This window comes from Pseudarthrobacter sulfonivorans, assembly GCF_014712225.1.
Classification (GTDB): domain Bacteria; phylum Actinomycetota; class Actinomycetes; order Actinomycetales; family Micrococcaceae; genus Arthrobacter; species Arthrobacter sulfonivorans.
Genome location: NZ_JACXBW010000006.1, coordinates 12,355 through 36,381, shown reverse-complemented (window position 1 = coordinate 36,381; position 24,027 = coordinate 12,355). Strand labels below are relative to the sequence as shown.

17 protein-coding genes are annotated in these 24,027 nt (G+C 65.3%); 11 read left to right on the top strand and 6 right to left on the bottom strand.

The features are described from left to right. Positions 1-15 precede the first annotated feature (15 nt). Together IAQ70_RS09270 and rpsA are read left to right on the top strand one after the other, a co-directional pair. Positions 16-945, top strand: coding sequence for a polysaccharide deacetylase family protein (locus tag IAQ70_RS09270; protein ID WP_317983616.1), 930 nt, complete (start codon positions 16-18; stop codon positions 943-945). Between the two features lie 197 nt (positions 946-1,142). Continuing rightward, positions 1,143-2,621, top strand: a complete 1,479-nt coding sequence (gene rpsA / locus IAQ70_RS09265) for a 30S ribosomal protein S1 (protein WP_190989028.1) — start codon at positions 1,143-1,145, stop codon at positions 2,619-2,621. A gap of 121 nt (positions 2,622-2,742) precedes the next feature. Here the strand turns inward: rpsA and IAQ70_RS09260 are convergent, their stop codons facing one another. Together IAQ70_RS09260 and IAQ70_RS09255 are read right to left on the bottom strand one after the other, a co-directional pair. Next, complete coding sequence (locus IAQ70_RS09260) at positions 2,743-3,276, bottom strand: GNAT family N-acetyltransferase (protein WP_190989027.1); 534 nt, start codon at positions 3,274-3,276, stop codon at positions 2,743-2,745. Next, positions 3,260-3,949 (bottom strand): IMPACT family protein, encoded by a 690-nt coding sequence (locus tag IAQ70_RS09255; protein ID WP_190989026.1) that lies wholly within the window; start codon positions 3,947-3,949, stop codon positions 3,260-3,262. Before IAQ70_RS09255 ends, IAQ70_RS09260 begins: the two co-directional genes overlap by 17 nt. A 72-nt stretch (positions 3,950-4,021) precedes the next feature. Here IAQ70_RS09255 and coaE point away from each other — a divergent pair, with 72 nt between their 5' ends. From coaE to IAQ70_RS09235, 4 genes are all read left to right on the top strand, one after another. After that, a complete protein-coding gene (gene coaE, locus IAQ70_RS09250; RefSeq protein ID WP_190989025.1) occupies positions 4,022-5,251 on the top strand; it encodes a dephospho-CoA kinase in 1,230 nt (409 codons plus the stop codon). A gap of 64 nt (positions 5,252-5,315) precedes the next feature. Then, positions 5,316-7,415: an excinuclease ABC subunit UvrB gene (gene uvrB / locus IAQ70_RS09245; protein WP_190989024.1), complete on the top strand. Its 2,100-nt coding sequence runs from the start codon at positions 5,316-5,318 to the stop codon at positions 7,413-7,415. A gap of 167 nt (positions 7,416-7,582) precedes the next feature. Continuing rightward, positions 7,583-8,611 carry a TerC family protein gene (locus IAQ70_RS09240; RefSeq protein WP_190989023.1) on the top strand — a complete coding sequence of 343 codons (1,029 nt, stop codon included), beginning with the start codon at positions 7,583-7,585 and terminating at the stop codon, positions 8,609-8,611. Positions 8,612-8,719: 108 nt separating this feature from the next. Then, on the top strand, positions 8,720-10,135 hold the full coding sequence (locus IAQ70_RS09235; protein ID WP_190989022.1) for an MFS transporter: 1,416 nt from the start codon (positions 8,720-8,722) through the stop codon (positions 10,133-10,135). Positions 10,136-10,180: 45 nt separating this feature from the next. On the opposite strand, the gene IAQ70_RS09230 is transcribed toward IAQ70_RS09235, so the two are convergent. The 4 genes from IAQ70_RS09230 to IAQ70_RS09215 form a co-directional block, all read right to left on the bottom strand. Continuing rightward, positions 10,181-11,467 (bottom strand): alpha/beta fold hydrolase, encoded by a 1,287-nt coding sequence (locus tag IAQ70_RS09230; RefSeq protein ID WP_190989217.1) that lies wholly within the window; start codon positions 11,465-11,467, stop codon positions 10,181-10,183. 79 nt (positions 11,468-11,546) lie between these two features. Then, positions 11,547-12,047 carry a GNAT family N-acetyltransferase gene (locus tag IAQ70_RS09225; protein ID WP_190989021.1) on the bottom strand — a complete coding sequence of 167 codons (501 nt, stop codon included), beginning with the start codon at positions 12,045-12,047 and terminating at the stop codon, positions 11,547-11,549. Between the two features lie 47 nt (positions 12,048-12,094). Then, positions 12,095-13,465, bottom strand: a complete 1,371-nt coding sequence (locus tag IAQ70_RS09220) for a CoA transferase (protein WP_190989020.1) — start codon at positions 13,463-13,465, stop codon at positions 12,095-12,097. A gap of 11 nt (positions 13,466-13,476) precedes the next feature. Continuing rightward, positions 13,477-16,023, bottom strand: a complete 2,547-nt coding sequence (locus IAQ70_RS09215) for a DEAD/DEAH box helicase (protein WP_190989019.1) — start codon at positions 16,021-16,023, stop codon at positions 13,477-13,479. Between the two features lie 97 nt (positions 16,024-16,120). On the opposite strand from IAQ70_RS09215, the gene IAQ70_RS09210 reads away from it, so the two are divergent. The 5 genes from IAQ70_RS09210 to uvrA all read left to right on the top strand — a co-directional run bounded on the left by IAQ70_RS09210 (position 16,121) and on the right by uvrA (position 23,983). Further along, positions 16,121-16,906 carry a trans-aconitate 2-methyltransferase gene (locus tag IAQ70_RS09210; RefSeq protein ID WP_190989018.1) on the top strand — a complete coding sequence of 262 codons (786 nt, stop codon included), beginning with the start codon at positions 16,121-16,123 and terminating at the stop codon, positions 16,904-16,906. A gap of 181 nt (positions 16,907-17,087) precedes the next feature. After that, positions 17,088-18,836, top strand: a complete 1,749-nt coding sequence (locus tag IAQ70_RS09205; protein WP_190989216.1) for an ABC transporter ATP-binding protein — start codon at positions 17,088-17,090, stop codon at positions 18,834-18,836. Positions 18,837-18,922: 86 nt separating this feature from the next. Further along, entirely contained in the window at positions 18,923-20,632 is a 1,710-nt protein-coding gene (locus IAQ70_RS09200) for an ABC transporter ATP-binding protein (RefSeq protein ID WP_190989215.1), read from the top strand. Further along, entirely contained in the window at positions 20,629-21,009 is a 381-nt protein-coding gene (locus IAQ70_RS09195; RefSeq protein ID WP_190989017.1) for a GntR family transcriptional regulator, read from the top strand. The genes IAQ70_RS09200 and IAQ70_RS09195 overlap by 4 nt, the downstream gene beginning before the upstream one ends. A gap of 46 nt (positions 21,010-21,055) precedes the next feature. Next, complete coding sequence (gene uvrA, locus IAQ70_RS09190; RefSeq protein ID WP_190989016.1) at positions 21,056-23,983, top strand: excinuclease ABC subunit UvrA; 2,928 nt, start codon at positions 21,056-21,058, stop codon at positions 23,981-23,983. The last annotated feature ends 44 nt before the right edge of the window (positions 23,984-24,027 follow it).

Sequence of the window (24,027 nt, the reverse complement as noted above, 5' to 3'; positions counted from 1 at the left end):
GTCGAAGGAATACCTGTGGGGGATATCCACGCGCCGGCCATGGCCGGACGCCGGTCCTTGTTGCTCGGAATGGCCGGTTTGGCGTCGGTCGCGCTCTCGGGGTGCATGGCCACCGCCGGCGCGGCCCAGGAGGAAGTGCTCCCAACACCGGCGGCATCGATCCTGGTGGACCCGGCGGCTCCCGCTCCCTCGCGCACGGCACCGGCGGAAGCCCCTGAGGTTGAGCCCCACCGGCCTACGCCACCGACGAAACAGCAGATCATGGCTGAATTCGGTGCCCGCACACCCCGCGAGTGGGGGCTGCAGGTCACTGGCACCGTGGGCAGGTCCGCGGCCCGGGACATAGCGCTGACACTGGATGCCTGCGGCGGGCCGGGCGGCACCGGATGCGATCAGCAACTGCTGACGACCTTGCGGAAGCTCAATGTTCCCGCCACCCTGTTCCTCAACGAACGGTGGATCCAGGCAAACCCGGCCCTGACGGCGGAGTTGGCCCGCGACCCCCTTTTTGAACTCGCAAACCACGGATTCCTGCACCGTCCGCTGTCCGTCACCGGGAAATCTGCCTACGGCATCGCAGGAACATCGGACGTAGGCCAGGTCTATGACGAGGTGATGGGCAACCAGGCTGCCCTCCAGGACATCACCGGCCACGTTCCGGGGTTCTTCCGGCCCGGAACGGCGTATTACGACGACGTCGCCGCCGCCATTACGCGCCGTCTGGGCGTCTTGCCGGTAAATTTCACCATCAATGGTGACGGCGGTGCCACCTTTGCACCGGCCACCGTGGCGGCCGAGGTCGGCAAGGCCCGGAACGGCGATATTGTGATCGCCCACTTCAACAAGCCAGGCAGCGGCACCGCCGCCGGGCTGGCCCAGGCCCTGCCCAGACTCCTGGACCAGGGAGCAACGTTTGCAAAACTGGGTAGGGTCCTGCCATTATGACCTGCCCTGACTTTGACCCGTGTTGGCCGCTGCGACTAGAATAAGTGGGTGCGCACTACGTGCACGTTTCTAGAATCCACAAAATCAGGATGACCCGGCGGATCTCCGTGATCCGCCGCGAACTGCGCCTGCGTTCCATGACGCGGATGCAGCGGTCGGCCTGAACAACTAACTATCCACAACGGAGCCCCTACTACATGACCATCACCTCCACCGAGAAGCCCGGTACCCCCGTAGTCGCGATTAACGACATCGGTACCGCTGAGGACTTCCTCGCAGCAGTCGACGCCACGATTAAGTACTTCAACGACGGAGACCTCGTCGAGGGTACCGTCGTCAAGGTCGACCGCGATGAAGTTCTGCTCGACATCGGTTACAAGACCGAAGGTGTCATCCCCTCCCGCGAGCTGTCCATCAAGCACGACGTTGATCCCGGAGACGTCGTCTCCGTTGGCGATCAGGTCGAAGCCCTGGTGCTCACCAAGGAAGACAAAGAAGGCCGCCTGATCCTCTCCAAGAAGCGTGCTCAGTACGAGCGCGCCTGGGGCGACATCGAGAAGGTCAAGGAAGAAGACGGTGTTGTCACCGGTACCGTCATCGAGGTTGTCAAGGGTGGTCTTATCCTCGACATCGGTCTGCGCGGCTTCCTGCCCGCATCCCTCGTCGAGATGCGCCGTGTGCGCGACCTGGCTCCGTACATCGGCCAGCAGATCGAAGCCAAGATCATCGAGCTGGACAAGAACCGCAACAACGTGGTCCTCTCCCGCCGTGCCTGGCTCGAGCAGACCCAGTCCGAGGTTCGCTCCACGTTCCTCAACAAGCTGGAAAAGGGCCAGGTCCGTCCCGGCGTCGTTTCCTCCATCGTCAACTTCGGTGCCTTCGTGGACCTGGGCGGCGTAGACGGCCTCGTTCACGTTTCCGAGCTGTCCTGGAAGCACATCGACCACCCGTCCGAGGTTGTCGAAGTTGGCCAGGAAGTCACCGTCGAGGTTCTCGAGGTGGACCTGGACCGCGAGCGCGTCTCCCTGTCGCTCAAGGCTACGCAGGAAGATCCGTGGCAGACCTTCGCCCGCACCCACGCCCTCGGGCAGGTTGTTCCGGGTAAGGTCACCAAGCTGGTTCCGTTCGGTGCGTTCGTTCGCGTCGAAGACGGCATCGAAGGCCTCGTGCACATCTCCGAGCTGGCTGTCCGCCACGTGGAGCTGGCCGAGCAGGTTGTCTCCGTTGGCGACGAGCTGTTCGTCAAGGTCATCGACATCGACCTGGAACGCCGCCGCATCTCGCTGTCCCTCAAGCAGGCCAACGAGGGCGTCGACGCCGACAGCACCGAATTCGATCCGGCACTCTACGGCATGGCCGCTGAGTACGACGAAGAGGGTAACTACAAGTACCCGGAGGGCTTCGACCCGGAGTCCAACGAGTGGCTTGAAGGCTACGAGAACCAGCGCGCCGCCTGGGAGCAGCAGTACGCTGACGCCCAGACCAAGTGGGAAGCACACAAGAAGCAGGTTGCCCAGCACGCTGCCGATGACGCTGCAGCTGCAACGTCCGGTGACAGCGATTCCGGCACCACCAGCTACTCCTCGGAGCCGGCTGCAGAGTCCAACGCCGGTGCAGGCACGCTTGCATCCGACGAGGCTCTCGCCGCTCTGCGTGAGAAGCTGACCGGCAACTAATTGCCACCAGCCCGGGTTTGCCGGGCTGACCACACAGGCCCCCGCCTTAGGCGGGGGCCTGCTGTGTTTAAGTGGCCAGCTGACTGGCACTTAACGCACTCAAACGCGCGTTTGGGTGCGTTTACTGCGAGTCAGTTGGGACTACGACGGCGGCGGTCACCGCGCCGCCGTCGTCGTGCGTCAGGACGGCGCCCGCACCTGCGAGGAGGCGCTGGGCGCCCAGGTTTCCGATCAAGGTGCGGGCGGTCACCCGGGCGATGCCGGCCGCCCTGGCCTCGGACAGGACCAGGCGAAGCGCAGCGCTTCCAATGCCCCGGGACCGGAAGCTCCTGCCGAGCCAGATGCCTGTCTCGGCAACAGCGTCCGCGCCGTTGGGTTCGCCCCTGCCTGGTTCCATGCGGCGGAGGCGGATGGAGCCAGCGAGGATCCCGCCGGCCATGATTCCCCACGTCTTTTCTCCGGCCTCCCCGTTCAGGCCATGAGAGGCAGCGCGGTGGTAGCTGAAGAACCAGGCGGTGCGCTCGAGGTTCCAGCCCGGGCCGCCCAACGGGGGAGCCACCTCGTCCGGGGAGGCATCGCGTTTAGCCAGTTCCAGGAGTTGATCCAGCACCGTTTCATCCACGTCCACCAAGCGCACGTCAGGGGAGTGGGACATCGATCCACTCCGTCCCGCCGGGCAGAAGTTCCGCCGTCCCCGCGGTAAGGGACAGCACACGCTCAGAGGCCGCGGCAATTTCCTCGGGCTCATCGGTGACGGCCACGCGCAGGACAGTGTCCAGGGCGCCGTAACTGGTTTCCGCCATGACGAATTTCGCAGCCCGCAGGTCATTCTCAAGCCGGCCCGCGGCCGAGTGTGGAACTGAAGCCGTGCAGATCCGGAGCCTGCGGCGCCGGACAAGCGGGGCGCGTTCGATGGCCGTGGACACCGACTCTGAATAGGCGCGGACCAGTCCGCCGGCCCCCAGCAGGATGCCGCCGAAATAGCGCACGACGACGGCGCTGATGTCGCTGAGGTCCGCCACTCCCGGTGTGGTTTCCCGCTTGAGGATGGCGTCCAGCATGGGGATCCCCGCCGTGCCGGACGGTTCGCCGTCGTCATTGGACCGCTGGAGGCCGCGGTCCGGGCCCAGGACAAAGGCCGAGCAATGGTGGCGCGCATCGTGGAATTCGCGCCGCAACCCTGCCACGAGCTCCCTGGCGGCATCCTCGTTGTCGGCGCGGCGCAGCACAGTAATGAATCTGGAACGCTTGATTTCGATCTCGTGCCGGAAGCCAGGTCCTGCCGCAAGGGTGGTGTAGGAGGTCGCCCGGCTCTCTTGCTCTTGCACCGCCCAAGTCTAGGTGCCACCGCCCATCGTGTGGGCGCAGGCACGCAACGGGCAGTTGGGTAGGCTGATGGCGTGCTGAAGATCGGTTTGACGGGCGGCATCGCCTCAGGGAAGTCAGTGGTGGCCTCGCGCCTGGCGGCGCTGGGTGCTGTGCTGGTGGATGCTGACGCCCTTGCCCGGGATGTGGTTGAGCCCGGTACGCCCGGACTGGCCCGGGTGGTTGAGGCTTTCGGGGCGGACATGCTCGACGGCGTCGGCAGGCTTGATCGGGCCAGGCTGGGTGCCGTGGTCTTCGGCAGCCCCGCTCAGCTGGCTGTGCTCAATGGCATCGTCCATCCGCTGGTCCGCGAGGCAGCGGCCGGCATCATTGCCACGGCTCCGGGCGGCGCCGTTGTGGTCCAGGACATCCCGCTGCTGGTGGAGACGGGGCAGGGCCCGAACTTCCATCTGGTGCTGGTGGTCGACGCGCCTGATGACGTCCGGGTTTCCCGCATGCTCAACCACCGGGGGATGACCAGGGAGGAGGCTTTGGCACGCATGGCGGCACAGGCCCCGCGTGCCGACCGGCTGGCCGCCGCGGACGTGGTTCTGGACAATTCGGGCTCCGTGGACGCGTTGCTGGCGCACGTGGACAGGCTCTGGGCCGAACGGCTGGTGCCGTTCGCGGACAACGTCCGGCGCGGTGTCAGGGCGGCCAGGGCAGGCTCAGCCGTCTTGTCAGCGCCGCAGTCGGATTGGGCGGCCCAGGCTGCGCGGCTCGGCGGCCGGATCATGGCCGCAGCACCCGATGACATTCTGTCCGTAGACCATATTGGCTCCACCGCGGTGACGGGCCTGGCAGCCAAGGACGTGATCGATCTCCAGGTCACGGTGGCAGGCCTCGACGTCGCGGACAGGATAGCGCCGCTGCTGTCGGCTGGCGGGTTCCCGGCCGTGCAGGGGGCCAATTTCGACGCCCCGAAGCCGCTCGCGCCGGACCGGGCGGACTGGGAGAAACGATTCCACGCCAACGCGGACCCCTGCCGTGCCGTGAACGTGCACGTCAGGCCGGCCGGATCGTCCGGTTGGCGCTACGCGCTGCTGTTCCGCGACTGGCTCAGGAGCGACCCCGAAGCCGCCGCGTTGTATGCGGAGCATAAACGCGCGCTGACCGAACAGTTTGCCGCCACCAAAGGCACCCATGCCTACGCCGAGGCGAAGGAGCCGTGGTTCACGGAGGTGGCCTGGCCGCGCATGGATGCGTGGGCTGCACACACAGGCTGGCAGCCGCCGTCGTACGTCTCTGAACGTCCCCGCCCCTGAACCGCATTGTTCGCCTGTAACGGATCCCGGCCTGGCTGTCGGTCCCCGGTTGTAGATTAGATGCATGAGCCTTGCGCAGGAGATCAACCGTTTCGTGGCCCCGTTTGAGGTCATCAGTGAATTCCAGCCTGCCGGTGACCAGCCCGCGGCCATCACCGAACTGACGGAGCGCATCAGGAACGGCGAAAAGGATGTTGTCCTGCTCGGTGCCACCGGTACCGGCAAGAGCGCCACCACAGCCTGGCTCATCGAACAGGTCCAGCGGCCCACCCTGGTGATGGTGCAGAACAAGACCCTCGCGGCGCAGCTCGCCAACGAATTCCGGGAACTGCTGCCCAACAACGCCGTCGAGTACTTCGTCTCCTACTACGACTACTACCAGCCCGAGGCCTATGTAGCGCAGACGGACACCTTCATCGAGAAGGACTCCTCCATCAACGAGGAAGTCGAACGGCTCCGGCACTCCGCCACCAATGCCCTGCTGACCCGGCGCGACGTCATCGTGGTTGCCACCGTGTCCTGCATCTACGGCCTGGGCACGCCGGAAGAGTACATCGCAGGAATGGTCACGCTCCGCAAGGGTGCCGAGATGAACCGCGACGACCTGCTCCGGAAATTCGTGTCCATGCAGTACGCGCGCAACGACATGGACTTCCATCGCGGCACGTTCCGGGTCCGCGGCGACACCGTGGAAATCATTCCGATGTACGAGGAACTCGCCATCCGGATCGAATTCTTCGGGGATGAGATAGAAAACATCCATACCCTCCACCCGCTGACCGGCGAAGTGATCCGGGACGAAGAGGAAATGTACGTCTTCCCGGCCTCGCACTATGTGGCCGGGCCCGAGCGGATGGCCCGCGCCATCAAGCGCATCGAGGACGAACTCGCCGAACGGCTCCAGGTACTGGAAAGCCAAAACAAGCTCGTGGAGGCCCAGCGGCTCCGCATGCGCACCACCTATGACCTTGAAATGATGCAGCAGATGGGCTTCTGCAACGGCATCGAAAACTACTCGTCGCACATCGACGGGCGGGCCCGCGGAACCGCTCCGCACTGCCTCCTGGACTACTTCCCGGACGACTTCCTGCTGGTCATCGACGAATCCCATGTCACGGTGCCGCAGATCGGCGCCATGTACGAAGGGGACATGTCCCGCAAACGGAACCTCGTGGACTTTGGCTTCCGGCTGCCGTCCGCCATGGATAACCGTCCCCTCAAATGGGATGAATTCCTCGAACGCGTAGGCCAGACCGTCTACCTGTCAGCCACGCCGGGCAAGTACGAGCTCGGCAAGGCCGACGGCTTCGTGCAGCAGATCATCCGGCCCACCGGTCTGATCGACCCCGAGGTGGTGGTCAAACCCACCAAGGGCCAGATCGATGACCTCCTCGGTGAGATCAAGACCCGGACGGCGAAGAACGAACGCGTCCTCGTCACCACCCTCACCAAGCGGATGGCGGAGGACCTGACCGACTATCTCGTGGGCCACGGCATCAAGGTGGAATACCTGCACTCCGACGTGGACACCCTGCGGCGCGTGGAGCTGCTCCGGGAACTCCGGATGGGTGTCTTCGACGTCCTGGTGGGCATCAACCTGCTCCGTGAAGGCCTGGACCTGCCTGAGGTTTCCCTCGTGAGCATCCTGGATGCGGACAAGGAAGGCTTCCTGCGCTCCGCCACGTCGCTGATCCAGACCATCGGCCGTGCCGCCCGCAACGTCTCCGGACAGGTCCACATGTATGCGGACCGGATCACCGACTCCATGGCCAAGGCCATCGACGAGACCAACCGGCGCCGCGCCATCCAGGTGGCCTACAACACGGAACGCGGCATCGATCCGCAGCCGCTGCGGAAAAAGATCGCCGACATTACGGACCAGCTGGCCAAGGAAGACGCCGATACCCAGGAACTGCTGAACAACAACCGGCTGGCCAAGGGCGCCAAGCGTGGGAAGTCCGCGGCGAAGGGCGCAGCGCAGGTCCGCAAGGACGGCCTGGCCGCGGCCCCGGCCGAGGACCTCGTTGGCCTGATCGAGCAGCTGACTGAACAAATGCACGGCGCCGCCGCCGAACTCCAGTTCGAGGTTGCCGCGAGGATCCGCGATGAAGTCAGTGAACTGAAGAAGGAACTCCGCCAGATGCAGGCGGCCGGCCACGCGTAGCTGCGGTACAGTTAACGTCACGTAGGGGAGTATCCCAAGCGCTACGATCGTCAACACGCCAGGCACAGTTGCCTCGCCGGGCGTAGCGGGTCGCCAATTCAGCACCAAGTGCACAGGCCGGCCGGAGAGACTTACACCATTTCTCTGTGCCCTGCGAAAGGCTACCTGTGCTCGATTTACCCGTATGGTTTGAGGTCGGCTCCTTTGTCGTCCTCGGCCTGATCATTCTCCTGGACCTTCTGCTCGTTGTCCGCCGCCCCCATGAACCGTCCATGAAGGAAGCCGGCCTGTGGGTGGCCTTCTACGTCAGCCTGGCCCTGGTGTTCGCCGGCGCCATGTTCGCCTTCACCGGCCCCGAATTCGGTGGCCAGTTCGTGGCAGGCTGGGTCACCGAATACAGCCTCAGCATCGATAACCTGTTTGTCTTCATCATCATCATGGCCCGGTTCTCCGTACCCCGGAAATACCAGCAGGAAGTCCTGATGGTGGGGATCATCATCGCCCTGATCCTGCGCGGCATCTTCATCCTCCTCGGCGCCATCGTGATCGAGCAGTTCAGCTGGGTCTTCTACATCTTTGGCGCGTTCCTGCTCTGGACCGCATGGAAGCAGGCCCAGGATGAGGGCGAGGACGAAGAGGACAAGGAAAACCCGCTCATCGCCCGGATCCGCAAAATCATCCCCATGTCGGAGAAGTTCGACGAAGGCAAACTGCGCACCACTGTGAACGGCAAGAAGGTCTTCACCCCCATGCTGGTCGTGTTCATCACCATCGGCCTGACCGACCTCCTCTTCGCTGTTGACTCGATTCCCGCGATCTTCGGCCTCACACAGAGCCCGTTCATCGTGTTCACTGCGAACCTGTTCGCCCTGATGGGCCTGCGCCAGCTGTACTTCCTGCTCGGCGGCCTGATGAACCGCCTCATCTACCTGAAGCATGCACTCTCCTTCATCCTGGCGTTTATCGGTGTGAAACTGGTACTGCACGCGATGCACGTGAACGAACTGCCGTTCATCAATGGCGGCAACCACATCGAATGGGCTCCGGAGATCCCCACCTTTGTCTCCCTGGCCGTTATTGTCGGCACCATCATCGTTGCCGTCATCGCCAGCCTCATGAGCTCCAAGGCCGTGACAGCCCCTGTGGACTCCCGCCTCGAGGAAGACGCCAGGAAGAGCCTCAGCGACGCCGGGTAGGCCTTCCGTCCACCCCCCTGTGTCACGGCAGTCCCGGTCGCCCAGCGGCCGGGACTGCCGGCGTTAATTCCCCTGTAGGACCAGACCGGCGAGGACTATGCTCGGACCATGGCCCGCATTCTCATGACGGAAAGGGGAGTGCGCCAGGTGCAGCGGCGCACCGTGGTGCTCCTCAGTGCGGCCCAGGTGTTCGGCGGCATCGGAACCGGCGCAACCGTGTCCATTGGTTCAATCTTGGCCGTGGAGCTCTCGGGATCCAGCGTATGGGCGGGGGCAGTGGCCACTGTCATGACCCTGGGGGCCGCCCTGGCCGCGCTGCCGTTGGCTTCCCTGGCGGACCGCCGTGGCCGACGGATAGGCCAGGTCTGGGGACTCTCCGCGGCCTTCGCGGGCACAGTGCTGATCGTGTGGGCCATCGTCTCCGGCGTTTTCGTCCTGCTGGTGCTGGGTGCGGTGGGCATCGGCGTCGGGACAGCGGCCAGCCTGCAGGCCCGGTTTGCTGCCGTGGACCTCGCAGATGGGGAACACCGGGGCAGGGCGCTGTCCGCCGTCGTGTGGGCAGTGACGGTGGGCGCCGTAGCGGGCCCAAACCTGATCCAGCCCGGCACCGTGGTGGGGCTTGCTCTTGGCCTGCCGCCCGTCGCCGGCCCTTTCGTGATCTCAGCGGCCGGACTCCTCCTGGCCATCGTGCTGCTGTCCGCCGGCCTCAGGCCCGATCCGCTGCTGTTCGCCCGCGAACTCGCCGCCCGGGAATTCGCCGCCCGGGAATTGGCCAGCGGGGACCCCGCCGGGCAGGAACCCGCCGGCCGGGAATCCAGCCATCGCTCCGCGAATCAGGAAGGCGCCGCGCCGCGCAGCGGGACGAGCGGCTCACTGGTGCGCGGGCTGCGGGCCGTTCGCCAGTCAAGGCAGGCACTCCTGGCATTGGCCGCCGTCGTCGGCGCCCACATGGTGATGGTGGGCGTGATGTCGATGACCCCACTGCATCTGCAGGAACTCGTGGCCGGACCCGCCGCATCCCACGCCGGTCATGCCGCCTCCGGGGACGTGCTGGTGATCATCGGCTTCACCATCTCCCTGCACATCGCCGGCATGTTTGCTCTCTCGCCGGTCATGGGCTGGCTGACCGACAAGGCAGGCCGGCCGGAGACCATCATCATCGGCTTCGCCACGTTGGTAATCGCTGTCGTCGTCGCGGGCTTTGGCCAGTCGTCCACCGTCGCCGTGGCCGTGGGACTTGTGCTGCTGGGCATGGGCTGGTCCGCCGCCACCATTTCCGGTTCCACCCTGCTGGCTGAGAGCGTCGGCCCGGATTCCCGCGTGGTGGTCCAGGGAGTGTCCGACATGCTGATGGGCGCCGCCGGGGCGGTGGGTGGGGCCACATCCGGCCTCATCCTCAGCTGGGCGGGCTATCTGGGGCTGAACCTGGCCGGCGCGCTGGTCGGAGCAGCCGTCCTGACTGCCGCCACAGTGGCCGTGGTGGCACGGCGGCATAGCTCAGCCGCCGCTGAAGTTGGCAGGTGAGCGACCGCCGGTGCCGTCGTCTCAGCTGCCAGCCGGGATATCAACTTAGCTGCCGGCCGGGCGCACCATCCCCAGGAGGCGGCTGAAAATGGCCTCGCCGTCGTCGGAGATGCCGTCATGGTGGAACTCCGCCGTCTCCCAGACCTGGAGGCCGCGCACGGCGGCGGCGGTTTCCAGCGACAGATCGCGGTCCACGTAAATATCGTCGCGGTAGACCGCCGCCGCTGTTGGCACGCTGTTGGCGGCCAGGCGCCGGCGGTCATACAGCGGCTTCCAGTCAGGCTTGGCGGCGAGCAGATGGGCCACCTCCCGCAGGGGTTCCAGCGCCGCGTCCTGCTCGAAGTACCACGGGTACACCATCTCGCCGGTCAGCAGCAGCGGTTCCGCGTCCGGGCGGAATTCCGGGTACTCGCCCAGAACACGCCAAGCGGCCCAATCGGTGGGCCGGCCCTGCCCATAGATGGACTCGTGCATCAGGGCATAGAGCGGATTGCCCAGGCGTGACACTAGTCCCTGCACCTGCTCCAGGAATGCATCGGACAGCCTGGGCCCGTGGGCTGTATCGGTGAAGGCTCCCTCGAGGAGGTAGTGCAGGCCGTCCACGCGGGTGTTTCCGCCGAGGAAAGCGCCCACCATCTGGAAGCGTTCCACGGTCAGCCTGCCGCCGTCGGGAAGGAACTCGTCGGCGTGGCGCAGGTGGTCAGCGATCCGGTCCACCACCAGGCGGTCCTCCGGATACCAATCGAAGTACTCGGTGTTGCGTGCGGCGACGCGCCCAAAGGTGGCGCGGTAAACGTCATCGGCATGCCCGGACAGCGGCGCCAGGCCACCGGTGATGAGGGCTTCCCTGAGGCCTTCCGGGGCAAACGAAAGGTACGTGAGCGCGCAGAATCCGCCATAGCTTTGTCCGTAGATGCTCCAAGGCCCTGAGCCGAGCGCCGCACGGATGAGCTCCGCATCGGCCACGATGGAGTCTGCGCGGAAGTGCTCCAGATAGGCGGCCTGGGCCTCGGCTGTTCCCCGTACCGGCAGGGAGTTCCGGTCGATGGGTGAGGAAAGGCCGGTGCCGCGCTGGTCCAGCATGAGGATCCGGAAGTCCCGGGCGGCTGCCTTGCTCCAGCCGCCAAGCGAAGCCAGCCTGTTGCCGCGGCCGCCCGGACCGCCCTGAAGGAAGAGCAGCCAGGGAAGGTCTTCGGCCTTTGCCCTGGAGTGGTCCGAGGAGACGTACTCCCGGGCAAAGACAGTGATGGTCTCCGGCCCTGCGCCGCTGTCACCCGTTGCCGGAGCGAAGTGGTCCAGCGGCACGGTGAAGTAGTGCTCGGCGGTGCGCATGCCCCGGAATTCGTGCCGGGCCTTGACTGTATGGCTCACTGGAGGCGCCGTGCGTGTGGTTCCGGGGGCCGCGGCCTGTTCAGGCACGTGCGGCTGCCCGCGTGTTGCTGCCAAAGCTCTCCAGCGCGTCGCCGGTCAGCCGGAACGTGGACCAGCCGTCCATGGGGTTTGCGCCGAGGCTCCGGTAGAAGTTGATGGACGGCTCGTTCCAGTCCAGGACGCTCCATTCCACCCGGGCGTAGCCGTTTTCGACGGCGGTGGCGGCCAGGTGCTTCAGGAGCGCCTTGCCGTGGCCTTCGCCGCGGGCGTGCGGGCTGACGTAGAGGTCCTCGAGGTAGATGCCGTGGACGCCTTCCCACGTGGAGTAGTTCAGGAACCAGAGCGCGAACCCCTGGACCTCGCCCCCAGTGTTTTCAGCCATGGTGGCGAACACCCGGGGATTCTCACCGAACAGGACCTCGGCCAGCATCTCCGGCGTGTTTCGGACAGCCTCGGGTTCCTTCTCGTAGATCGCAAGTTCATGGATCATCTGCAGGATGGCGGGGACGTCTTGCCGGGTGGCGGGGCGGATTACACTCATGGGTCGAGTTTACAAGGGGTCCGTTGAACCGCGTGCCGCCGGACTGCCTACCGCCAGCTGAGCTGGGAGCTGCCGTAACGGACGGGGCTGGCTGCATATTCAAGCGGCGCCCCGTCCGCCAGGATGGGCGGCCCCACGAAACGCAGGCTCCCATACGGGCTCTCCATGACGCGAAAGTCCGGTCCTGGCAGGGTGCCACCAGAGACGCGTACGTCCGGGAGCCGCAACAATTCCTCAGCGGTTCGGGCCAAGGACAGCCGGGCCACTCCGCCAATTCCGCTTTGGAGCCGCTCTGCCAGCAACGCGAGGGCTGCTGCCGCCAGGCCGTAACCGGTAGCGTGATCCAGCGCCTGCACCGGGAGCGCGCCGGGCATCCACCCGTTGCCGGCGGCGTGGCCGTACCTTTCAGCGATCCCGCACGCTGCCTGCACCAGGCTGTCGAAACCGCGCCGTCCGTTCCACGGGCCGCCGTCACCCCAGGCCCTGAGGGCGACCACCACAAGGCCGGGCCGGGCCGACAACATCGACTCAGCCCCCAGCCCGAACCGGTCGAGTACGCCGCCGCGGTATCCGGTGACCACCACGTCCGCAGAATCAACCAGGCCCCTCAGGGTCTCCAACGCCGCGGGGTTCCGGAAGTCCGCCACTGCGGTGCGTTTGTCGAAGCCCGAGTCAATGAAGGCGTCGATCAGCTCCGGAAGGTGCGGCGGGTCGATGCGCAGGACATCCGCACCGAGGGCCCCCAGCAGGCGCGTGGCGGTGGGGCCGGCGATGACGCGGGTCAGGTCCAGAACCCTGAGCCCCGCCAAAGGACTGAGGGGATCCGGCGACGGCTTCCATGACGGGAGCGGGACGTCCCGCACGGACGGCCCGGGCGGCCGGGAGACGCGGATCCACGGACCGGCACTGGCCGCCGCGTGCATGGGGGTCGCCAGCCATTCCCCGCGCCTGCGGACGGCAGCGGCCACACCGTGGTTCGCCGTGATGGCTTCCTCCGCTTCGAGGGACGTCATGCGCAGCAGGGCATGATCCACGTCCGGTGGCGTCCCGGCGGAGAGCGCGGACATGAGCCGGGCCGCGTGGTGCGGATAGTTCGCGTGCAGCCGGATCCAGCCGTCCGAGGTGGGGCGGAAGCCCGATAGCGGAGCGAAACCTTCCGGTTTCTTGCCGGCGATCCGCAGGTGCCCCAGCGAATCGAAGGCAGCGGCCGTGGAACCCGCGGCCAGGGCATATCGCCCGGGAGTCGCAGTCAGGGCGTTCAGCGCTGTGGCGGCTGCCTGGACTGCGCCAAGGGCCAGGCCCTCAACATCCAGTGGACCGTGCCACCATCTCCGTGGTCCCTCCCACGGCGCCCCGGGCTGGGCCCTCAAGGCGTCCAGGACCCGCAGGCTGGCGGTCAGGTCGGGGACGGTCTCCACGGCGCGGGCACCTAAAGCCGGTTGACGTCGGTGACCCGGACCACGGCGGTTCCGGTTTCGTCCGACGCCGCCAGGTCCACCTCGGCTGAGATGCCCCAGTCATGGTTGCGTGCCGGATCGTCGAAGATCTGCCGGACCTTCCAGAGCCCTGGTTCCTCGGTAATGATGAGCAGCCCGGGGCCGCGGGCGTCCGGCCCGGTGCCGATGTCGTTGTGTTCGTCAAAATAGTCGTCCAGGACGTCTTCCCACCGGTCGGCATCCCAGCCCGCGCCGGCGTCGAGCTCGCCCAGCGCGGCCGCGTCCTCGTCGGCGAACAGTTCCACGCGGCGGAACATTTCGTTGCGGACCATCACCCGGAAGGCACGGATGTTGGACGTCAGCGACGGCGGCGGGGGAGGAGGAGCGTCATGCGGGGTGGGTGCCGCGCCGGAGGTCAGCTCCTCCCATTCGTCCAGGAGGCTCGAATCCACCTGCCGCACCAGCTCGCCCAGCCAGGCAATGAGGTCCTCGAGATCCTCCCGCAGCATGTCCTGTGGCACCGTCTGGCGCAGGGCTTTGAAGCAGTCCGCGAGGTAACGCAGCACGATTCCTTCGGAACGGGCCAGGCCGTAGAACTGGACGAACTCGCCGAAGTTCATGGCACGTTCGTACATGTCCCGGACCACTGACTTGGGCGCCAGCTCAAAGTCGCCCACCCACGGCGCGGCCTTGCGGTAGACCTCGAACGCTTCGCCCAGCATTTCGGCGAGCGGCTGCGGGTAGGTGACCTCCTCCAGCATCGCCATCCGCTGGTCGTACTCGATGCCGTCCGCCTTCATAGCCGCGATGGCTTCCCCGCGGGCCTTCTTCTGCTGGGCGGAGAGGATCTGCCGGGGCTTTTCGAGGGTCGACTCGATCACGGACACCACGTCCAGGGCGTACGACGCCGCGTCCGGGTCAAGCAGCTCCAGCGCCGCCAGCGCAAACGGCGAGAGCGGCTGGTTCAGCGCAAAGTTGGCCTGCAGGTGGACGGTGAGCCGGACTGTCCTGCCGTCTGCACCCTGTTCCGCCGCGGGAATGCGTTCCACCACCTCGGCAGCAAGAAGCTCGCGGTATATTCCCAGGGCGCGTTTCATCAGCCGCAGCTGTGAGGACCGCGGCTCGTGGTTCTCGGTCAGCAGCAGGCGCGCTGCGGCGAACGGGTCCCCTGGCCGTTCCATCAGGTTCATCAGCATCGAGTGCGTGACGCTGAAACTCGAGCTCAGCGGATCGGGCACGGACTCGACAAGCCGCTTGAACGTTGGTTCGCCCCAGGACACGAAACCCTCGGGGGGTTTCTTCCTGACTACCTGGCGGAGCTTCTTCTGGTCATCCCCGAACTTGGCCGTGGCCTTCGCCATGGCTTTCACGTTCTCGGTCACGTGCTCCGGCGCCTGGACCACCACCGTCCCGGCGGTGTCGTACCCGGCGCGCCCGGCCCGGCCGGCAATCTGATGGAACTCCCGGGAGTTGAGCAGCCGGGTGCGTACGCCGTCGTACTTGCTCAGCGCGGTGAGCAGGACGGTACGGATGGGCACATTAATGCCCACCCCCAACGTGTCTGTTCCGCAGATCACCTTGAGCAGCCCGGCCTGGGCGAGCTGTTCCACCAACCGCCGGTACTTCGGCAGCATGCCGGCGTGATGGACGCCGATGCCGTGCCGGACAAGCCGGTTGAGGGTTTTGCCGAACCCGGCAGCGAAACGGAAATTGGCGATCAGCTCCGCGATCTTGTCCTTTTCCTCACGCGTGCAGACGTTGATGCTCATGAGCGTCTGGGCCCGGTCTATGGCCTCGATCTGACTGAAATGCACCACATAAACCGGCACCTGGCGGGTGGAGAGCAGCTCCTCAAGGGTCTCGTGGACCGGAGTCTCGTGGTAGTAGTAATGCAGCGGAATGGGGCGTTCGGCCGAACTGACAGTGGTGGTGGGACGGCCAGTGAGCTCGGTGATTCCCTCCTCAAAACGGCTGACGTCACCCAGCGTCGCGGACATCAGGAGGAACTGGGCCTGGGGGAGCTCCAACAGGGGGACCTGCCACGCCCAGCCACGCTGCGGGTCGGAGTAGAAATGGAATTCATCCATGACCACCGAGCCGAGGTCCGCGCTCCCGCCTTCGCGCAGGGCGATGTTCGCGAGGATTTCCGCCGTGCAGCAGATGATGGGCGCGTCCTGGTTGACGCCTGAATCACCGGTGATCATGCCGATGTTTTCTGCGCCGAAGATGTCACACAGGGCAAAGAACTTCTCGGAGACCAATGCTTTGATAGGGGCCGTGTAGTAGCTGCGCTGCCCCCGTGCCATGGCCTGGAAATGCGCAGCGATGGCAACCAGCGATTTACCCGACCCCGTGGGTGTAGCGAGAATGACGTTGGCGCCGGTGGCCAGTTCAATGATGGCCTCGTCCTGGGCCGCGTACAGCTCCAAGCCACGGCTTTCTGTCCACTCAAGGAACCGGGTGTAGAGCGCGTCCGGGTCGATGCCTGCGCCCGGGCGGTTCGAGGCGGACAGGACAGACAGCTGGTCAACGAGTTTCATTGATTTCCAGCTTAGTGCCCCTCAGGTGCCCGATATCCGGGCCCGACGGGGTTAGGCTCGCGGGTAGTGACCGGCAGCACAGATCATGGAGACGAACGTGAAGTGGGATCCCCTGAAGTACGTCCAGTTCGGCGACTACCGCGACAGGCCGTTTTTTGACCTCACGGGACGGATCCATGCCGACCGGCCCCGCCAGGTGGTGGATCTTGGCTGCGGTCCCGGCAACCTGACGGCCACCCTCGCCCAGCGGTGGCCGGACGCAAAAGTCGTAGGGCTCGACTCGTCTGCCGAGATGCTGACCAAGGCTGCCACGCAGGCCGGCGGGCAGCCCGGCCTGACGTTTGAACTGGCCGATATCGCCCAGTGGATGCCCGCCGCCGAAACCGACGTGGTGGTCACCAATGCTGCGCTGCAGTGGGTGCCCGGGCACCAGGAAATGCTGGGGCGATGGCTGGCGGGGCTGCGGCCCGGGGCGTGGTTTGGAATGCAGGTGGCCGGAAACTTCAACGCCCCGTCCCACACGCTGATGCGGGAGCTGGCGGCTACGGCCCGCTGGCGGCCCCTGTTGAAGGACGTCCTCCGCGGAGGCGAATCGGTGGGGGAGCCGGCCGACTATCTCCGCATCATGCTGGACGCGGGCTGCACCGCGGACACCTGGGAAACCACTTATCAGCAGGTCCTCCCAGGCGCGGATCCGGTGCTTGAGTGGGTGCGGGGGACGGCGCTGCGGCCGGTGCTGGCGGTCCTGTCAGTCGAGGAGGGACGGGCTTTTGAAGCTGAATATGCTGCGGCGCTGCGGGTTGCCTACCCGGGGACCCCCCACGGCACGGTCTTTCCCTTCCGGCGAATCTTTGCCGTAGCGCAAAAGCAACTTAGCGCCTAAACTCCATTCGATCGACGATCTTACAAGGCTCGTATAGTCACGTGACTAATAGTGGAGTTCGACACCAGGTGACGATAAGAAGGGGAATCTTGGGGATGGTCACAAGCTGCAACTTCATCGGATCCCCTGCGAATCCAGCCTCGCCACCAACCCAGGAGGTGCAGTGCTTTTCGCCCTACTGATGAGGTTGTTCGCGGCCCACAAGGGCCGGGTTGCCGCCATCGTCGCCCTCCAGCTGGTGCAGACCGCAGGCATTCTGCTCCTGCCCACCATCAACGCCGCCATCATCGATGACGGCATCGTGGCCGGCAACACCCCCGAGATTTTCCGGCTGGGCATCGATATGGCCCTGGTGGCTGCTGTCCAGGCGGGGGCCGCCGTCGCCGCCGGCTATCTCTGTGCTGTGGTGGCCACGACGGTCGGCCAACAGTTGAGGGCTGAGGTCTTCACAAAAATCCAGTCGCTTTCTTCCCAGGAGGTGGCGGCCTTTGGCACCCAGAGCCTCGTCACCAGGGCAACCAACGACACCCAGCAGATCCAGTCGTTCGCGGTCCTGGTGTTTACCATGCTGGTAGCGGCGCCTGTCATGGCCGTGGGCGGGGTTTATCTTGCCTGGCAGCAGGACATTGTGCTTTCGAGCATTGTCATCATCATCATGCCTGTGCTCCTGCTCATCATGTACCTGATCGTCCGGCGCCTGGTGCCTCTGTACCGCGACGGCCAGGAGTTGCTGGACGGTACCGGGCAGATCCTGCGCGAGCAGATCATCGGTGCCAACGTCATCCGTTCCTTCGTCAGGCAGGGACATGAAGCACGCCGTTTTGCCCGGGCAAACACAAGCCTGACAGGAAACAACCTGCAGTCGGCCCTGCTCATTGCCGCAATGCTCCCGCTGATCATGATCGTGGTGAACCTGTCATCGGTGGCCGTGGTGTGGTTCGGCGGACACCGGGTGTATTCGGGAGAAATGAACATTGGGGCCCTCACGGCCTTCATCGCCTACATCATGCAGATTCTCCTCGCCATCATGATGGCCATGTACGTACTGAGCACGGCACCGCGTGCCGCAGCGTGCGCGGAGCGGCTCAACGCGGTGCTCGACACCCAGCCGTCCGTCCGGGACAGCGGGTCCGGCGCGGACAGCGGGAACGGCAACGACGCGGCGGGCGGCGGGGGAGCCTTCGGCAGAGGCGACATCACCTTCACGGATGTCCGTTTCGCTTATCCCGGCGCCGAAACCCCGGTGCTCCAAAACATCAGCTTTACGGCAAGTCCTGGCACCACCGTTGCCATTGTCGGCTCAACCGGCAGCGGCAAATCAACGCTTCTGGGCCTGCTGCCCCGGTTCCTTGATACCACTGCTGGGACCATCACCGTCGCCGGCCGGAACATCCGCACATTGCCGTTGGACGTCCTCCGCCGGGCCATGGCTGTGGTCCCGCAGCGGTCGTATCTGTTCACCGGCACCATTGCCCATAATCTGCGGATCGGCGACCCTGCGGCCGGCGACAGTCAGTTATGGGAGGCGCTGGAAACGGCCCAGGCCGCAGGGTTCGTCCGCGAGCTGCCCCTGGGGATGGCCACTGAAGTCGGCCAAGGCGGAACGAACCTCTCCGGCGGCCAGCGCCAACGAATCTGCATCGCGCGCGCGCTGGTGCGGCGGGCACCGATCTACCTTTTTGATGACAGCTTTTCCGCGCTCGATTTCGGCACGGAGAACCGGCTGAGGGACGCCCTCGCGGACACCCTGGCCGACGCCGTAGTGATCGTGGTGGCGGAACGGATTTCCACCGTCGCGGGCGCGGACCGGATATTGGTGCTCGACGACGGCCGGCTGGTGGCGCAGGGGACCCACCGTGAATTGTTGGAAACTTCCAGAACCTACCGGGAAATCGCAGAGTCCCAATTGGCCTTGGAGGGCCTGCCGTGACGGAGCCGCTCCCGGAGGGAGTACGCAAAACGTTCTGGCCGGCGACGCGCCGATTGCTCGGCCTGCTGCACCCGTTCAGGTGGCGGATGCTTGGTGCCGTGGCAGCCACATGCTGTTTTGCCGGGCTGAATGTGGCCGCACCGAACTACCTCGGTGACGCCACGGATATCGTGGTGGACGGCGTTTACAGCGGGGTGTTCGAGCATGACCGGCTGGGACGTTTGCTGGCGGTCGTCGCCTTAATGTATGCCGGGGCGTCACTTTTCAACTGGATCCAGGGAAAGCTGACCGCGGACTCGGTCCAGGGCCTGATGTACAGCCTCCGGGCATCCGTGGAGGAAAAGCTGCACCGGCTTCCCTCCACCTACTTTCAGGAGAAGTCCCGCGGCGACGTCCTGAGCCGGGTCACCAACGACATCGATAACATCTCGCAATCGCTGAGCCAGGTCCTGACACAACTGATCATCTCTGTTCTGATGCTGTCAGGTGCCTTGGCCATGATGCTCTGGATATCTCCCCTCCTGGCGCTGATTGCCCTCGTCTCCGTGCCGGTGTCCACCTTGATAACGGTTCTGGTCGCCCGCAAATCCCAAGCACATTTCGCGAGCCAGTGGACCGAAACCGGCGCCCTGAACGCGCACGTGGAGGAATTCGTCACCGGCCACGAGGTCATTATGGCCTTCGGACACCAGGACCAGGCAGCGGCGGTCTTCCGGGCGAGCAACGGCCGCCTGGCGCGGGCCTCCGCCCTTGCCGAGTATTCGTCGGGGCTTGTCCAGCCCCTGATGATCCTGATCTCCAACCTGACGTACATTGCAGTCGCAGTGGCGGGCGCCTTCCAGGTCACCCTCGGTGCCATGACCATTGGCGGAATCCTGGCGTTTATCCAGTTCAGCCGGTTGTTCACGCAGCCCGTGAGCCAGATTGGCGGAATGTTGAACGTCATCCAGTCCTGCGCGGCTTCGGCGCACCGCGTCTTCGAACTCCTTGATGCCAAGGAAATTCCTGCTGAGCCCGCAAGAGCCGGCCAACGCGCCAGGCTGGGCGGACGGATCGTCTTCGACCACGTCACCTTTGGCTACGCCCAGGAGCCCGTCATCCGGGACCTGTCGTTCACGGTGGAGCCGGGCCAGACCGTGGCGATCGTGGGGCACACCGGCGCAGGCAAGACCACTATTGTGAATCTCCTCATGCGGTTCTACGAACCTGACGCCGGACGGATCACCATCGGCGGAACCGACATTGCCGCCATCCCCCGGGATACCCTGCGTGAGGGTTTCGGGGTAGTGCTCCAGGATGCGTGGCTGTTTGCCGGCACCATCAAGGAGAACATCGAGTACGGCCGTCCCGGGGCTACGGACGCTGAAATATCCGCGGCGGCGGAGGCCTGCCACCTGGACCACTTTGTGCGGTCGATGCCGGCCGGCTACGACTCCGTCCTGGACAGCGGCGGCGGGCCCCTGAGCCACGGGCAGCGCCAGCTCATCGCGATAGCCCGGGCACAGCTCGCGGACCGGGGGGTGCTGATCCTCGATGAGGCCACCAGCTCAGTCGATTCGCGGATCGAGGTTCTGATCCGCAAGGCCATGCAGAGATTGCGGCGGGGCAAAACAAGTTTCGTCATAGCCCACCGTTTGTCTACGGTCCGGGACGCTGATCTAATCTTGGTCATGGATCACGGACGCATCGCCGAGCAAGGAACCCACCGGAACCTGCTGGCTGCCAACGGCCACTACTCAAGGCTCTACAGGGCCCAGTTCGCCGGCCGGGCAGGAACACTGGAGGCAGGACGATGACTGCCGCGGCTGCGTTCCCCGGAACCTGGAAGCCCAACCAGGCCAGCACCGTGGCACTCTTTGAGCAGCTGCGCCTGCAGGTGATCCGGCTCGCTGACAGCGGTGACCTGCCACCCGGGACCAGGCTTCCGGCGGTCCGTGCACTGGCCGGGCTGCTCGACGTGGCCCCGCACACGGTGGCACGAGCCTATAAAGAGCTCGAGGCGGCCGGGGTGGTGTCCACCAAGGGCCGGAACGGCACCGTCGTCAGCGCGCGTGACGAGCGGGCGGACGCGCTCTCTGCCGCCGCCGGCACCTACGCGTCGGTGGCGAGGGCCCAAGGGGCCACGTTTGCGGAAGCCGTCAAGCTGCTGGCGGCCGCCTACGACGCCCACTGACCCGCCCGCATGGAAATTCGAAGAAGTTTTCGATTAGCATTAGTGGGTGCCTAAAGCCGTAGCTGAAGAATCAGCAGTCCAGTCCGTCCCCGTCACCATCGCCCGGGGCGCAGCCACGCCCGCCCGTCCTGACCTTTCCCGCCTGGTCGTCAAGGGGGCGCGGGAGCATAACCTGCGGAACGTGGACCTGGACCTGCCCCGCGACGCCATGATCGTTTTCACCGGGCTGTCCGGATCCGGGAAATCATCCCTGGCCTTCGACACGATCTTTGCCGAGGGCCAGCGGCGCTACGTGGAGTCGCTGTCGGCCTACGCCCGCCAGTTCCTGGGCCAGGTGGACAAACCGGACGTCGACTTCATCGAGGGACTCTCGCCGGCCGTATCCATCGACCAGAAGTCCACCAGCAAGAACCCCCGCTCCACCGTGGGCACCATCACCGAAATTTACGATTACATGCGCCTGCTGTGGGCGCGCGTCGGACGGCCGCACTGCCCCGTCTGTGGCGAGGTCGTCGCCAGGCAGACGCCGCAGCAGATTGTGGACCAGCTGCTCGAGCTTGAAGACGGCACGCGGTTCCAGGTCCTGGCGCCGGTAGTCAGGGGACGCAAGGGCGAATTCGTCGACCTCTTCAAGGAACTGACCGCCAAGGGCTACTCCCGCGCCCGCGTGGACGGTGAGCTCGTCCAGCTCAGTGATCCGCCGAAACTCGGGAAGCAGTTCAAACACACCATTGAAGTGGTGGTTGACCGGCTGGTGGTCAAGGAGGGCATCAGCCAGCGCCTCACCGATTCGGTCGAGACGGCGCTGGGCCTTGCCGAGGGCCGCGTGCTGGCGGAGTTCGTGGACGTGGCTGCGGACGCCCCCGAAAGGCTTCGTGCGTTTTCTGAGAACCTTGCCTGCCCCAACGAGCATCCCCTGGCCATCGACGAGATCGAGCCGCGCTCGTTCTCCTTCAACAATCCGTTCGGGGCCTGCGCGGCCTGCAGCGGCATCGGCACACGGCTCGAGGTGGATGAAGAACTGATCGTCCCCAACCCGGAGCTGTCGCTGGCTGAAGGCGCCATCGCGCCCTGGTCGCTGGGAACGGCAACCACTGAGTATTGGAACCGCCTGCTGGATGGGCTTGCCAAGGAACTGGGTTTCTCCATGGCCACGCCGTGGGAGAAGCTGGGCAAGGACGTCCGCCAGACCGTCCTGCACGGCAAGGACCATAAGGTGGTTGTGCAGTACAAGAACCGGTTCGGACGTGAACGGAAGTACAGCACCGGCTTCGAAGGTGCCATCCAGTATGTCCACCGGAAGCACGGTGAGACGGATTCGGACTGGGCCCGTGACCGCTACGAGGAGTACATGCGGCAGATCCCCTGCCCGGCCTGCAACGGCGCCCGGTTGAACCCCGCGTCCCTGTCCGTGCTGATCAACGGCAAGTCCATTGCGGACGTCGCCGCCATGCCCATGCGGGCGTGCGCAGACTTCCTGAACAACCTGGTCCTGACCGGCCGGGAAGCCCAGATCGCCCATCAGGTGCTCAAGGAAATCCAAGCCAGGCTGACCTTCCTGCTCGATGTCGGGCTCGAATACCTCAACCTCGAGCGGCCCTCCGCCACTCTGTCCGGCGGCGAAGCCCAGCGCATCCGCCTCGCCACGCAGATCGGCTCCGGCCTGGTGGGGGTCCTGTATGTCCTCGACGAGCCCTCCATCGGCCTCCACCAGCGGGACAACCGCCGGCTCATCGAAACCCTGACCCGGCTGCGGGACATGGGTAACACCCTGATTGTGGTGGAGCACGACGAAGACACCATCCATGTGGCTGACTGGATCGTGGACATCGGTCCCGGCGCCGGCGAACACGGCGGCCAGGTGGTGCATTCGGGTTCGTACAAAGAGCTTCTCGAGAACACCAACTCACTGACCGGCGATTACCTGTCCGGCCGCAAGAAAATCGAAGTTCCCAAAAAGCGCCGCAAATACGACAAGAAGCGCGAGCTCAAGGTAATCGGCGCGCGGGAAAACAACCTGGTGAACGTGGACGCGGCGTTCCCGCTGGGGCTCTTCACGGCGGTAACCGGCGTCAGCGGCTCCGGCAAGTCCACCCTGGTCAACGAAATCCTGTACAAGGTGCTGGCCAACAAGCTCAACGGCGCCAAGCAGGTTGCCGGACGCCACAAGAGCATCCAGGGCCTGGAGCACCTGGACAAGGTGGTCCACGTGGACCAGAGCCCGATCGGCCGAACCCCCCGGTCCAACCCGGCAACGTACACCGGCGTGTTTGACAACATCCGCAAGCTCTTCGCGGAGACCACCGAGGCGAAGGTCCGGGGTTACCTGCCGGGCCGGTTCTCGTTCAACGTCAAGGGCGGCCGCTGCGAAGCCTGCTCAGGCGATGGCACGCTCAAGATCGAGATGAACTTCCTGCCCGACGTTTACGTGCCATGCGAGGTCTGCCACGGTGCGCGCTACAACCGCGAAACCCTGGAGGTGCACTACAAGGGCAAAACCATTGCGGATGTCCTGAACATGCCCATCGAGGAGGGAGCGGAGTTCTTTGCGGCTTTCTCGCCCATCGCCCGGCACCTGAACACGCTGGTGGACGTTGGCCTGGGCTACGTCCGGCTGGGTCAGCCGGCCACCACGCTGTCAGGCGGCGAGGCCCAGCGCGTCAAGCTGGCAGCGGAACTGCAGAAGCGCTCCAACGGGCGCAGCGTCTACGTCCTCGACGAACCGACCACGGGCCTCCACTTCGAGGACATCCGCAAGCTCCTGATGGTGCTGCAGGGCCTCGTGGACAAGGGGAACACCGTCATCACCATCGAGCACAACCTGGACGTCATCAAGAGTGCCGACTGGATCGTGGATCTTGGCCCTGACGGCGGCTCCGGCGGCGGCCAGGTGGTGGCCACGGGCACCCCTGAACAGGTGGCGAAATCGACCACGAGCCACACTGCGTCCTTCCTTGCGGAGATTTTGGCCTAGGGCCCGTCCGCAAGGAAGTATGCCGTGTCGGGCATGCGAGTTTC